At 64.0% G+C, this 12,110-nt stretch carries 13 protein-coding genes; 4 read left to right on the top strand and 9 right to left on the bottom strand.

The window, feature by feature from the left end; translation table 11 throughout:
* The first annotated feature begins 141 nt into the window (after positions 1-141).
* Entirely contained in the window at positions 142-390 is a 249-nt protein-coding gene (locus ABVK50_RS06825) for a DUF1344 domain-containing protein (RefSeq protein WP_353642282.1), read from the top strand.
* A gap of 12 nt (positions 391-402) precedes the next feature.
* On the opposite strand, the gene ABVK50_RS06820 is transcribed toward ABVK50_RS06825, so the two are convergent.
* From ABVK50_RS06820 to ABVK50_RS06795, 6 genes are all read right to left on the bottom strand, one after another.
* The gene (locus ABVK50_RS06820; RefSeq protein WP_353642283.1) at positions 403-990 is read right to left on the bottom strand and encodes a histidine phosphatase family protein; all 588 of its coding nucleotides are present in this window, start codon (positions 988-990) and stop codon (positions 403-405) included.
* 57 nt (positions 991-1,047) lie between these two features.
* On the bottom strand, positions 1,048-1,866 hold the full coding sequence (gene fabI / locus ABVK50_RS06815) for an enoyl-ACP reductase FabI (RefSeq protein ID WP_353642284.1): 819 nt from the start codon (positions 1,864-1,866) through the stop codon (positions 1,048-1,050).
* 74 nt (positions 1,867-1,940) lie between these two features.
* On the bottom strand, positions 1,941-3,704 hold the full coding sequence (locus ABVK50_RS06810) for an adenylate/guanylate cyclase domain-containing protein (protein WP_353642285.1): 1,764 nt from the start codon (positions 3,702-3,704) through the stop codon (positions 1,941-1,943).
* A gap of 122 nt (positions 3,705-3,826) precedes the next feature.
* Positions 3,827-4,483 carry a LysE family translocator gene (locus ABVK50_RS06805; RefSeq protein ID WP_353642286.1) on the bottom strand — a complete coding sequence of 219 codons (657 nt, stop codon included), beginning with the start codon at positions 4,481-4,483 and terminating at the stop codon, positions 3,827-3,829.
* A 170-nt stretch (positions 4,484-4,653) separates the two neighbouring features.
* The gene (locus ABVK50_RS06800; protein WP_353642287.1) at positions 4,654-5,592 is read right to left on the bottom strand and encodes a DnaJ C-terminal domain-containing protein; all 939 of its coding nucleotides are present in this window, start codon (positions 5,590-5,592) and stop codon (positions 4,654-4,656) included.
* 75 nt (positions 5,593-5,667) lie between these two features.
* The gene (locus tag ABVK50_RS06795) at positions 5,668-6,129 is read right to left on the bottom strand and encodes an RT0821/Lpp0805 family surface protein (protein ID WP_353642288.1); all 462 of its coding nucleotides are present in this window, start codon (positions 6,127-6,129) and stop codon (positions 5,668-5,670) included.
* 40 nt (positions 6,130-6,169) lie between these two features.
* Between ABVK50_RS06795 and pdxH the strand changes: the two genes are divergently transcribed.
* Positions 6,170-6,787: a pyridoxamine 5'-phosphate oxidase gene (pdxH, locus tag ABVK50_RS06790; RefSeq protein WP_353642289.1), complete on the top strand. Its 618-nt coding sequence runs from the start codon at positions 6,170-6,172 to the stop codon at positions 6,785-6,787.
* A 13-nt stretch (positions 6,788-6,800) separates the two neighbouring features.
* Here the strand turns inward: pdxH and ABVK50_RS06785 are convergent, their stop codons facing one another.
* The 3 genes from ABVK50_RS06785 to ABVK50_RS06775 form a co-directional block, all read right to left on the bottom strand.
* On the bottom strand, positions 6,801-7,760 hold the full coding sequence (locus tag ABVK50_RS06785; protein WP_353642290.1) for an adenylate/guanylate cyclase domain-containing protein: 960 nt from the start codon (positions 7,758-7,760) through the stop codon (positions 6,801-6,803).
* A gap of 111 nt (positions 7,761-7,871) precedes the next feature.
* Positions 7,872-8,624, bottom strand: coding sequence for a crotonase/enoyl-CoA hydratase family protein (locus tag ABVK50_RS06780; protein ID WP_353642291.1), 753 nt, complete (start codon positions 8,622-8,624; stop codon positions 7,872-7,874).
* 24 nt (positions 8,625-8,648) lie between these two features.
* Positions 8,649-10,427 carry an acyl-CoA dehydrogenase gene (locus ABVK50_RS06775; protein ID WP_353642292.1) on the bottom strand — a complete coding sequence of 593 codons (1,779 nt, stop codon included), beginning with the start codon at positions 10,425-10,427 and terminating at the stop codon, positions 8,649-8,651.
* 165 nt (positions 10,428-10,592) lie between these two features.
* Between ABVK50_RS06775 and ABVK50_RS06770 the strand changes: the two genes are divergently transcribed.
* Positions 10,593-10,823: a hypothetical protein gene (locus tag ABVK50_RS06770; RefSeq protein WP_353642293.1), complete on the top strand. Its 231-nt coding sequence runs from the start codon at positions 10,593-10,595 to the stop codon at positions 10,821-10,823.
* Between the two features lie 134 nt (positions 10,824-10,957).
* Positions 10,958-12,052, top strand: a complete 1,095-nt coding sequence (locus tag ABVK50_RS06765) for a GH25 family lysozyme (protein WP_353645996.1) — start codon at positions 10,958-10,960, stop codon at positions 12,050-12,052.
* The last annotated feature ends 58 nt before the right edge of the window (positions 12,053-12,110 follow it).

Raw genomic sequence — 12,110 nt, 5'->3', positions numbered from 1 at the left:
TCTATTGTCGTTTTTTGCGGTGGTCAAACCGTGATCGGAGCGGTTTTAGTTTTGACATATTCTCGTTGATGCTGCTCTCTTCGAACCGCCCCCGCGTTCGCACGCCCAAAGATGCGAAGCGCAAGAAAAAAGAGGACGAGAATGCGCACTCTCATTGGCGTTTTTGCCGCTTCCCTGATGCTTTCGACCGCCGCCTTCGCCGCCGAAGCCGAGGGCACGATCCAGGCCATCGACACCGAACGCCTGACGATCACGCTGGACGATGGAAAGTCCTACAAGCTGCCGGGCGAATTTGACGTCGCGGCGCTCAAAGAAGGCATGGACGTTCTGCTCGCTTATGACGAGGTAAGCGGCGAAAAGCTCATCACCGACATGGAGCTGTTGGAATAGCCGAAACTCTGCTCAAAGCCAGTCGAGACGTCCGTCCGACAGCCTGAGCACCCGATCCTGGGGAACGTCGAGCCTCGCGGCTTGCCGTTCCGGCGTGTCCTCGACCATCCTGAAGACCGTGCGTATGATCCCGCCATGCGCCACGCAGACCGTCGGGCGCTCCAGCGCCTCGAACCACGGCCGCACGCGCTCCAACAGAATCTGATAGCTTTCGCCCTTCGCGCCGGGCGGCACGAAGTTCCATTTATCCCTGGACCTAGCCATGGTCGATCCGGGCTGCCGCGATTCGAGCTCGACGAATGTGTGCCCCTGCCAGTCGCCGAAATGCACTTCAACCAACCGCGCATCGGTGCGGTAGTCGTCGGGCGGAAGCCCCATCGCGGCGCGAACGCGCTCCATCGTCTCGCAGGTGCGGCGCATGGGACTGGCGACGAAGTCGAAGCCTTCCGCCCTACCGATCAGCTCGGCGAGCTTGCGGCCGTTGCGGTCGGCCTGCCGGCGGCCGAGCTCGGTAATGTCGGTGTCGGCCTGACCCTGCAGCCGCCCCTCCTTGTTCCAGTCCGTCTGGCCGTGGCGCACGAAATAGACAAGCGGGAACATCGCGGCGGACTACCTGGGATGTGACATCTGGACAGGGAAGATCAGGCGGACCGGCCGTCACTCCTTGACGGTGGAAATGTCCGGCGCGTCGACGGCCTTCATGCCGACGACATGATAACCGGAATCGACATGGTGCACCTCGCCGGTCACCGCACGCGACAGGTCGGACAGGAAATACAGGCCCGCATCGCCCACCTCTTCCGGCGTCACCGTGCGCTTGAGCGGCGAGTTGTATTCGTTCCAGCGCAGGATATAGCGGAAGTCGCCGATACCCGAGGCGGCCAGCGTCTTGATCGGGCCCGCCGAGATGGCATTGACGCGGATATTCTTGCCGCCGAGATCGACCGCAAGATAGCGCACGCTCGCCTCCAGCGCCGCCTTGGCGACGCCCATGACGTTGTAATGCGGCATCACCTTCTCGGCGCCGTAGTAGGTCAGCGTCAAAAGCGAGCCGCCGTCGGTCATCAGCGGCTCGGCGCGCTTGGCGACGTCGGTGAAAGAATAGACGGAGATGTCCATGGTGCGCAGGAAGTTGGCGCGCGTGGTCTCGACATAACGCCCGTCAAGTTCCTCCTTGTCGGAGAAGGCGATGGCGTGAACAACGAAATCGAGCTTGCCCCAGAGCTTCGCAACATTGTCGAACACCGCGTCGACGCTCGCGGCGTCAGTCACGTCGCAATGGCCGACGATATGGGCGCCGAGTTCCGTCGCCAGCGGTTCGACCCGCTTCTTAAAGGCGTCGCCCTGGTATGTCAGCGCAAGTTCGGCGCCCTGGTCGGCGCAGGCCTTCGCTATGCCCCAGGCGATCGACCGGTTGTTGGCCACGCCGAGGATGAGGCCCCGCTTGCCGGCCATGAGGCCCTGTCCACCCGCCATATGACTATCTCCGCGTTTTTTATACGGACAGCCCTATCGCATAGGCGTCCAAAGCCAGCAAGCTTTGATGGTGCTCAGACCGAAATCCCGGCCTCGCGGAGTCCGGCCACCAGCCGGTCGAGCGTATCCGGGTCCCGGTAGGGCAGGATCTGCTTCAGGTGGCCGACGGAAAAGCTCGGATTGACGTCCAGCGTCTCCTGCCAATAGCGCCGCGCCTCCTCGTGACGGCCGGTTCGGCCGTAGAGGCAGGCGAGATAGAAACGCGTCATGTCGGAGCGCGGGGCAAGCGTCAGCCGTCTCTTGAAAGCGATCTCCGCCTCGTCGAAGCGCCCGAGCGTCAACAGCGCCCGCCCAAGGAAATGCAGCGACATGTCGAATTGCGGGTCGAGCCGGTGGGCCCGTGTATAAAGCGCCACGGCGTCTTCGTGCTTTCCCTGATAATCCCTTACGGTGCCAAGCGACGTATAGGCGTCGGCCGAGTTCGGGTCGAGCGCCACCGCCCGCTCCGCGTGGCTTTCCGCCTCGTCCAGGCGCCGCATCCAGGCAAGGGCGAGGGCCAGCGAGATATGGGCCTGCGCCTCCGTATCGTCGATCTCGATCGCCTTCCTCGCCAGGTCCATCGCCTGTGTGAGATTTTCCGGCGTGGCATCATTCCACTGGTTGACGAATTCGGCGAAAGCGATGATCGAAAGCCGGGCATAGGCGGCCGCCAGATGCGGATCGATGGCAACGACGCGCTCCAGCATGCCGCGCGCTTCCCTGGACGCCTGGGCGCTGAGCTGCAGCATGGTCTCACGGGAGCGGACGAGCAGGTCGTACGCCTCGGGATCGACCTTGGCGCGGCCCTCGCGCCGCGTCTCCTCGCTGGGCGTCAGCTTCACCCTGAGCGCGCTGACGATGGTGCGGGTAACCTCGTCCTGCACCGCGAATATGTCCTCGATGCCTCGGTCGTAGCGCTCGGCCCAAAGATGGCCGCCGGTCGTGCCGTCGATCATCTGGGCGTTAATCCGGATGCGATTGGCGGCCCTGCGCACGCTGCCTTCCAGCACGTAACGGACACCCAGTTCGCGGCTCACCTTGCGGATGTCCGGCGCCTTGCCCTTGTAGGCGAAGGACGAATTGCGGGCGATCACGAACAGGCCCGAAACTTTGGACAGGTCGGTGATGATGTCCTCGGTGATGCCGTCTGCGAAATAGCCCTGCTCCGGGTCGCCCGACATGTTGTCGAACGGCAGCACGGCGATCGACGGCTTCCCGGGAAGCGGCGGCGGAGTCTCGGCGACAGCCTCGGAAACAGCATTTGCGCGGCCGTTCGGCGACCAGGTCCAAATGTGCACGGGGCGCTCGATGTTCTTGACCTCGTGAAGCCCGCCATCGACGAAATCGATGCCAACGCGGCCGTGCACATGCTGGTAGACGCCGTCCGATATCGCCACGCCGCCGGGATCAGCCAGCATCTCGAGGCGCGCGGCGATATTGACGCCGTCGCCGAAAAGGTCGCTGTCGTCGACCATGATGTCGCCGAGGTTGACCCCGACGCGCAGAACGATCGCCCGGTCTTTCGGCATGTCGTCGTTGGCCGCGTTCATCGCGCCTTGCAACGCAGCCGCGCATTCCACCGCATTGACCGCGCTGCCGAACTCGACGAACACGCCGTCGCCGGTCCGCTTGAAGACGCGGCCCTGATGCTGCTCGACGAGCGGCTCCAGAACCTCCTTCCACCGCGCGGTGAGCGTGGTGTGCGTGGCCGTCTCGTCGCGCTCCATCAGCCGGCTGTAGCCGACCACGTCGGCTGCCAGAATCGCCGCAAGCCTGCGCCGAATATGTTCAGTGGCCATTATGATTGGCGCCTTCCGGGAAATGCTTTCGACAAGATTCTACCGACGCCCCGCTGTGAAGTCTATTCGGATGACGCCGCCCTGCTGTCACCGGTTTAGCATTCAGTTAAGAAATTCCCGCGTCAGCGCAATGCCGGACGCGCCTCTCCGGCGAAAAGAAGACGCAGGCCGAGAGCGATCATCACGACGCCCGCGAAACGCTCCTGCCATAGTAGCAACCCGCTGTGGCGCGAGAGCCAACCGCCTACCGCACCCGAGGCCAGAGCCACCGATCCGAGGGTCAGCAGGCCCGTGCCCTTCATCGTGGCTCCAAATACCAGCAGTTGCACTCCAGCCGGACCCGACGAGGGATCTACGAACTGCGGCAGGATGGCCAGCATGAAAGTCAGCACGGTGGGGTTGGTCAGATTACAGACCATGCCCTGCCGGAATGCCGCGCTCCATGTCACGTCGGGCGTCGTGCCCACCATGCTCTCCACGCCTGCCGCATTCCGGCGCGGAAGCAAGAGGCCTATCCCGAGATAGATCAGGTAGCCGGCCCCCGCCCAGCGCAGGATCTCGTAGGCGACGGGCGACGAAGCGACAAGGGAGGCAATGCCGAGCGCGAGCAGCGGAATCTGGATCACTCCGGCCGCGACGCAGCCGAGCGCTGTCGAAAGCGCCACGCGCCACCCCTGTCCGACGCCGCGGCTCATGACGAGCAGCATGTCGGGCCCGGCCCGGACAACTGATAGGCAAGCACCGCCCCGAGGAGCGAGATAGGTGGCGAGTTCCGGCATGGCGGTCACATCTCCGCTTCATCAGCAGTGACTCAGCTAACTTTCCCGCGAGCGTTTGGTTCTGCCATTGAGCAGTGCGCAGCTTGAGCGCGAGATATTCGCGCTATTCCTGCGGGCGCCGGCTCCGGAAAGGGCGAAAGCAGACGCGGCGGGCGCCGCCCCGATGCCTTTTACTGCCGCTTCCTCATCAGCGCTTCCAGTTCCTCATCGCCGCGCTCCGGCAGCATGATCCGGACATGCGCATAAAGGTCGGCATTGCCGCCGACCTTTTCCGGCAAGCCGCGGCCCTTCAACCGCAGAACCTTGTCCGAACTCGACCAGGCCGGCACGCTGACCGACAGACGGCCAGTCGGCGTCTCGACCGGCACTTTTGCGCCGAGCACCGCATCCTCCAGCGAAACCGGCAGATCGGCATGCAGGTCGCGGCCCTCGACGCGGTAGCGCGGATGGCGGCGGAAGCGGATCTTCACGAGCGCATCGCCCGGCTCGCCCGGACCCTGCTCGCCCTGCCCCTTGAGTCGGATCGTCTGGCCATCCTCGACATAGCGCGGCAGCTTCACCGCGAGCTTGCGCCCGTCGGGGAACATCGCATTGACCTTGGCCGCGGTCGCCGCCTCCTCGATCGATATGTCGAGCGTGGCGTTGAGATCGCCCGCCTGCCGCCTCATGCCGGCGCCCATCCCAGCGCCGGGGCCGGCGCCCGGCCGCTGCGAAAAGGCCTCGCCGAAGAGTTCCGAGAATATGTCGGCGCCGGCGAATGGATCGCCGCCCGGCGCGCTGGACCTGAACTCGAAGCGCGTGCCGCCAGGCCCCTGCTGCCGCCGGAAACCCGCGAACGGATCGCCTCCGCCCGCACGACCCGGATGGCCGTCGAAACCCTGGAAGCGCGGCTTGCCGGTGGCGTCGATCTCGCCGCGGTCGAACGCCGCGCGGTTCTTCTCGTCGCCGAGAATCTCGTAGGCCTGGTTCGCTGCGGCGAACTCGTCCTTTGATTTTGGATCGGGATTCTGGTCCGGATGGTGCTTCTTGGCGAGCTTCCGGAACGCCGATTTTATGTCCTTGGCCGATGCGTTCTTCGCAATGCCCAAAACTTCATATGGATCGCGCATGCTTCCTGCCTGCGAAAATTCAGATTGTGCGCTCTATATGCGCCTGCGTAGGAAGAGATTCCAGTGCGCGGCAACTTACAAGGCTTTGAACGATTCCATCCGCCACGCCCCCGGCGCGACCATGCAGACCTCTCCCCGGTAGAGGCTGACGCCGTCGAAACTTTCGCGCGAGGTGGTGAAGTGCCGGCAGAGCGGGCCCCTGTCATTATGCTCGGCCAGTGCAGTGATCGTGCCGCGCGAGCCGGTGCCGACATTTGCCCAGGGCAGCGGCACGCCGCCCAATTCCATGTCGGCCGACGACACGGCATTGCGGATAGTCGCTTCGTCCGACAGGCGCTCCGGATCTGCTATGGGCACTCCCCTTTGCGACACATTGCCGGTCAGGATGGTCTGGTCGATCTCGGCCTTTTCGAGGCTGAAGCCACCCGACGCGCAGGCGCAGAGCGGCAGCATCGCCGCCAAAAGCGCCACATTGAGCCCTTGCCGCCGCAGCGAATGCAGGAAACCGCCTTCAGACGCTTGCGCGGCGCGCGACAATCGGCAATCTCCCCGAACCCGATGAATACGAGCTGAAACTATGAGCCAAACAGAGTTAACAAGCGGTGACTTTACCGAGGCCGCGGAGCCGTTCCGGCTCTTTGCAGAATGGCTCGACGATGCGGTGAAAAGCGAGCCGAACGACCCTAACGGCGTGGCGCTGGCGACCGTCGACGAGCACGGCATGCCGGACGTGCGGATGGTGCTGCTCAAGGGCTTCGACGAGCAGGGTTTTGTTTTCTACACCAATTTCGAAAGCACCAAGGGCCGCGAGATCCTATCCTCGATGAAGGCTGCGATGTGCTTCCACTGGAAGTCGCTGCGCCGCCAGGTGCGCGTGCGCGGGCCGGTCGAGATCGTCAGCGACGCCGAGGCCGACGCCTACTATACGACGCGGCCGCGCGGCAGCCGCATCGGCGCCTGGGCGTCGAAGCAGTCGCGCCCGCTCGAAAGCCGGTTCGCGCTGGAAAAGGCGGTCGCCGAATACACCGCCCGCTACGCCTTTGGCGACATCCCCCGCCCGCCCTACTGGTCGGGCTTTCGCATCAAGCCGCAGACCATCGAATTCTGGCACGACAGGCCCTTCCGCCTGCACGACCGCATCATGTTCAGCCGCACCGATGCCGGCGGATGGGAAAAGACGCGGCTTTATCCGTAGCTGCCGTGGACGCTCACCGTGCCTGCCGTCTGCGCCCCGGACCGGTAATCCAACGAATCCCCGCAGCAATCGATATGCCTAGCAACGGCCAGGCGGCCCAGAATTCGCCGCTCCAGGACAGGAGATTGACCGCAATCACGCCCAGCCCGGCGACGCCGAGTATTGCAAGAATAGGATCGATCAGCCTGTTGGTCCGCGCCCAGATCAGTCCGGCCAGCATCGCGAAGCCGAAGAGTGGCCACCGCGCCCAGAACTCGCCTTCCCATGAAAGCAGATTGACGACCAGCGGGATGGCAGCGACGAAGCCGATAATCGCCATTTTCCGGCTGATTGCAGGGCTTCGGGCGAGATTCGGGGCGACGGAACCACGCGCCTGCGGTGCGGACGGGGCCGGCTGCCGTCCCCATTCGGTCCGGGGCTCCTTCGGCTCCGGGCTTGTCACGGGAGTGTTGCCGATCCTGACGGCATAGCTTGGCACCGCCTCTTCGATATTCTTCACGGAAAGCTGACCCAGGAACTCGAAGCCCACCGTCATCTTGTTGCGGACCTGATCATAGACCGTGTTTGAGATCACGATACCGCCCGGCGGAGCAGACGCCTGCAGGCGCGCGGCGATGTTGACGCCGTCACCATAGATGTCGTCGCCTTCGACGATAACGTCGCCGAGATTGATGCCGATGCGAAACAGCATACGCTCGTCGGCTGAGCGGCCGGCATTGTATTCGGCCAGTTCGTTCTGGACATCGATCGCGGCGCGCACCGATTCCACCACGCTCGGGAATTCGGCGATCACGCCGTCGCCCCAGGTGTTGACGACGCGGCCGGAATGGGCCTCGATCAGCCGCGCCATGGCGTCGCGATAGCGCTTGAGGGTAGCAAGGGTGCCTTCCTCATCGGCAGCCATCAGCCGTGAATAGCCTTGGACGTCCGCCGAAAAGATCGTCGTCAGCTTGCGGCGCGTCGTGGACGTCACGCTTGCGTCCTCCTCTGAAAGCGGCGCCGGGTGCCCACCGAACCGTTTGCCTTGGCGTAGCCTATATCGGTGCGAGACGGCGCCGGCGCAATCCTGTCAGCGCAAATTTCATCACGCCTTCTTGCGTTCCATGAAGGCCACGAAAGCCGCCTTGGCCTCGTCCGACTTCAGCCGGTCCTGGAAATGCGCCCCCTCTTCCTTGATGCGCGCGACAACGTCCTCGCGCGAGCCGCGCATCAGGTCGCGGGCGATCTTCAGCGCCTCGGGCGGCTTGGCGGCGATCGCTTGCGCCGCGGCAAGCGTCTCCGCCTCCAGCCTTTCCTTGTCCACGACGGCGTAGATCAGGCCGGCATCCTTCGCCCGCTCGGCGGAAAATCCTTCGCCGAGACCGAGCAGCGCAAATGCATTCTGGCAGCCGAGCACCGCAGGCGCCAGCAGGCTCGATCCTGCCTCCGGCACAAGGCCCAGATCGACGAAGGGCGTCCTGAAAATCGTGCCCGGCGTGGCAAAAGTCAGGTCGCAATGCAGGTTGATCGTCGTGCCGATGCCCACGGCGATGCCGTCGACGCCCGAAACGACCGGCTTTCGTGTGGTGGCCAGCGCCAGCAGGAAATCCCAGACTTCCGTGCCGCCCTCATCGCCCATGGCAACGGCCATGAAGTCGGCCAAATCGTTGCCCGACGAAAACGCGCCGGGAACCCCGAAGAAGACGTGGACCCGGACCGCCGGATCGGCATCGCCCGCCGCAAGTGCGCTCGCCATATCGGCATACATTTTCCGCGTGATGGCGTTCTTCTTGTCCGGACGGTTCATCCGGATAATCTGAACGGCGCCTTGCCGCTCGAGGATGATATGTTCGCTCATTGTCTATGAATCCTCTTGCGGGCGTCAGCCAAGGATCAGCGTCTTTGCGGCGGCCGCCAGGCTTTCGGCGCCGCCGGTCACCCTGTCCTTCAGCGCCCGCGTCTCACCGAGCAGGTTTTCGGCGAAAAACCGGCAGAGCACCGTACGCTCCTCCCCATCATCTGCCAGCGCGCCGCGCGCCAGATAGGCCGCCGCCGCCGTCAGCGCGAACAGCCTGAGATAGGGCGTGGCGCCGGCAAGCGCGTCGTCTGTTCTTCCATCGGCAAGGCGCTGCTGGAGATGGCGCGTCGCATTGGTCAGGCAGTCGAGCGCCTGTTCGAGAAGGAGCGCGGTTCGCCCGAAGCCGCTGCGATTGGATACCGCGATCGCGTTGGCGATTTCGTCGAGTTCGGCGATATAGCCGAACACATGCTCGCCGCCGCCGAGCGGCAGCTTGCGCACCACGAGATCAATTGCCTGGATGCCGTTGGTGCCCTCGTAGATCGGCGCTATGCGGACATCGCGGTAGAGTGCGGCCGCGCCGGTTTCCTCGATGAACCCCATGCCGCCGTGTACCTGCACGCCGAGCGAGGCCACGTCGACGCCGATGTCGGTGGAAAACGCCTTAGCGATCGGCGTCAGCAGATTGGCGCGGTCCTGCCAGTGCGCGCTTTCCTCCCCCTGGCTGTTTCGCGCCATGTCAGTTGCATGCGCGCAGGCATAGGAGATGGCGCGCGCCGCCTGCGTCAGCGTCTTCATGGTGAGGAGATTTCGCTGCACATCGGGGTGGCGGACGATCGGCGCCATGCCCTCGCCGGACCAGCCGGCGGCCCTGCCCTGCCGCCGCTCATTGGCGTAGGCGAGCGCTTTCTGGAACGCGGCTTCGGCCACCGCCACGCCCTGTATGCCGATCGCCAGCCGCGCATTGTTCATCATGGTGAACATGCAGGCGAGGCCGCGATTCTCTTCGCCGATCAGCCAGCCGACTGCGCCGGGCGTAATGCCCTCGGCAAAACCATCGCCATAGATCATGGTGCAGGTTGGCGAGCCGTGGATGCCGAGCTTGTGCTCGATGCTGGCGCAGAACACATCGTTGCGCCGGCCGAGCGAGCCGTCTTCGTTTGGAATGAATTTCGGCACCAGGAACAGAGAAATGCCGCGGGTGCCCGCCGGCGCATCAGGCAGCCGGGCCAGCACCAGATGCACGATGTTGTCGGTGAAATCGTGCTCGCCATAGGTGATGAATATCTTCTGGCCGAAGATGCGGTAGGAGCCGTCGCCGGTCGGTTCGGCCCGCATGCGGAGCGCTGCGAGGTCGGAGCCCGCCTGCGGCTCCGTCAGGTTCATGGTGCCCATCCACTCGCCCGACACCAGCTTTTCGAGATATGTCCGCTTCAGTTCGTCGGAAGCGTGCTTCTCGATCGCCTCGACCGCGCCAATTGTCAGCGTCGGGCCGAGCGCAAACGCCATAGAGCCGGAATTCCACATTTCGAGCGCGGCAACGCCGAGCATCATGGGCAGCGCCTGACCGCCATATTCTTCCGGCGCCGACAGGCCGTTCCAGCCGCCCTCGGTCCAGCGCTTGTAAAGATCCTTCCAACCGGCCGGCATCGTGACGGCTGCATCCTTCAGCACCGCGCCTTGCTCGTCGCCGATCTTGGCCAGCGGTGCGATCTCTTCCGTGGCGAAGCGTCCCGCCTCGGAAAGGATCGCGTCGACTAGATCCTCGGTGAGGTCGCCGAGCGCGCCGGCATCCAGCGCGGCCTTCAAGCCCGCGACGTGCTTCAACGTGAAGGCGATGTCTTCGACCGGCGCTCGATACATTCTGCCCTCTCCTCCATTCAGGCGGTCGCTACCCGCTGCAGTGCCACACTAGCCAATTGTCGGTCGCAAGGGCTAGTTACTTTTGACGTAAACGTCAAATAATGATCCAGCGTTGCACGTCGCGCCGTCGAGGCTAAATATGCCGGAAACCGAACACGTGAAAAAATGCTGGCAAGACCAGAGACCCGCCGCTGCATCGAATGCAGTCTGCCTTATGGCGCCACCGGCTTCTGGTGTTATCACGGCAACATCGACAACGGTCCAGCCTATTGGAGCGACCGCGGCATCCTCTGCTCGCCGAAATGTTCACTCGCCCATTTTCGCAGGCGCGAGGCGGATGGCAGCCTGCCGGACAGGCCGGCGCCCGATCCTTTCACCTTCATTCCGGGCAGATAAAGCTCGGGACAGCGCGCAAGCAGCATTTTATTAACCACGACAGGCAAGAATGCCCACTTGACCCGCGGGGATTCTGCGCCTTGTTCGGCAAGACCGTTCGCCATTTTCTGATCTCGCTGACGCTCGGCGCGGCAATGGCGACGCCATTCGCGCCAGCTGCGCCCGCGTCTGAGTTTTCCGAGCCTTGGAAAAAGAGCGACCGGGCGCTGGTGATCGACGCCTACGAATACAATTCGATCGACTGGCAGAAACTCGCAACCGACAAACGCATCGCCGGCTTCATCAGCAAGGCCTCCGACGGCCTGCCGCCGCCCTATGCCTGCTCCGGTAACCAGACGGAAATCGCGCTCTGCAAGGCATTGTTCAAGCGCCATGCGGTGGCACGCGAACTGTTCCACACCCGCCGGACCGTCGCCCGCGCACTCGGGCTCGAATGGGGCGCCTATCATCTTGCCCGGCCGGGCAACCCGGTCGACCAGGCCAACAATTTCATCGACTTCGCCGAACCCGGCCCGGACGATCTGCTGGCGCTCGATATCGAGGAAAACGACCCGGAAAAATGGATGTCGCTGGAGGACGCGGAGGAATTCGCGCGCCACGTCCATCGCCGCGTCGGCCGCTTCCCAATCCTCTACACCAACGGCACGACGGCGCAGCACATCGCCGACAACCGTGAAAAGTACCCGCTGCTGTCGCGGCTGCCGCTCTGGTATGCCCGCTACAAGCCTGAAATCGGCATGCATTTCCCGAAGGGCAACTGGCCGACCTACACGCTCTGGCAGTTCTCCGCGCAGGCAAACTGCAATGCGCGCCAGTGCCCCTATCGCGTTCCTGGAACGCCGCTCGACATCGACGTCAACGTCGCCTCGATGAGTGTGGAGGAACTGCGCCAAGCCTGGCCGTTCGGCGGTCTGCTCGACGTTCCCGTCGAGATGATCGCCAGCATTCCCGTGCCAGTCCCCCGGCAGCAAGCGCTTGACGGCCATGTCGCGCTGTCCTACGCGCCTGTCGAGCAGGCAAGCGCCGCCGTTGCGCTGGCCTCAGCATTCCAGGTGCGCGGCCAGCACTATCCCGATAGATACGAAACGAGCGGCTCGTGGTTTCAGGCGCTCGCCGGCTATTTAGCGTCGATCAGGAACAGCATGGTCGCATGGGCGGGCATCGGAGACTCACCACCGGCCGGGATCGACCCGATCGTCACCGCCACGGTTCCGGAAGGGCAGAACTAGCGATCAACGGCCGATGCCGCAATTGGAAGGCGATCACAGCAGAGAGCCTTTCCCGCCA

Origin of the sequence: Mesorhizobium sp. WSM2240 (assembly GCF_040438645.1) — a bacterium.
GTDB lineage: Bacteria > Pseudomonadota > Alphaproteobacteria > Rhizobiales > Rhizobiaceae > Allomesorhizobium.
This window is presented reverse-complemented; position numbering and strand designations above follow the sequence as displayed.

Bases quoted from the DNA above. Each gene is read 5' to 3' on its own strand.
- pdxH (WP_353642289.1), top strand. From the start codon at position 6,170: ATGAGCCAAACAGAGTTAACAAGCGGTGACTTTACCGAGGCCGCGGAG.
- ABVK50_RS06770 (WP_353642293.1), top strand. From the start codon at position 10,593: ATGCTGGCAAGACCAGAGACCCGCCGCTGCATCGAATGCAGTCTGCCT.
- ABVK50_RS06805 (WP_353642286.1), bottom strand. From the start codon at position 4,483: ATGCCGGAACTCGCCACCTATCTCGCTCCTCGGGGCGGTGCTTGCCTA.
- ABVK50_RS06765 (WP_353645996.1), top strand. From the start codon at position 10,958: ATGGCGACGCCATTCGCGCCAGCTGCGCCCGCGTCTGAGTTTTCCGAG.
- ABVK50_RS06780 (WP_353642291.1), bottom strand. From the start codon at position 8,624: ATGAGCGAACATATCATCCTCGAGCGGCAAGGCGCCGTTCAGATTATC.
- fabI (WP_353642284.1), bottom strand. From the start codon at position 1,866: ATGGCGGGTGGACAGGGCCTCATGGCCGGCAAGCGGGGCCTCATCCTC.
- ABVK50_RS06820 (WP_353642283.1), bottom strand. From the start codon at position 990: ATGTTCCCGCTTGTCTATTTCGTGCGCCACGGCCAGACGGACTGGAAC.
- ABVK50_RS06810 (WP_353642285.1), bottom strand. From the start codon at position 3,704: ATGGCCACTGAACATATTCGGCGCAGGCTTGCGGCGATTCTGGCAGCC.
- ABVK50_RS06775 (WP_353642292.1), bottom strand. From the start codon at position 10,427: ATGTATCGAGCGCCGGTCGAAGACATCGCCTTCACGTTGAAGCACGTC.
- ABVK50_RS06800 (WP_353642287.1), bottom strand. From the start codon at position 5,592: ATGCGCGATCCATATGAAGTTTTGGGCATTGCGAAGAACGCATCGGCC.
- ABVK50_RS06825 (WP_353642282.1), top strand. From the start codon at position 142: ATGCGCACTCTCATTGGCGTTTTTGCCGCTTCCCTGATGCTTTCGACC.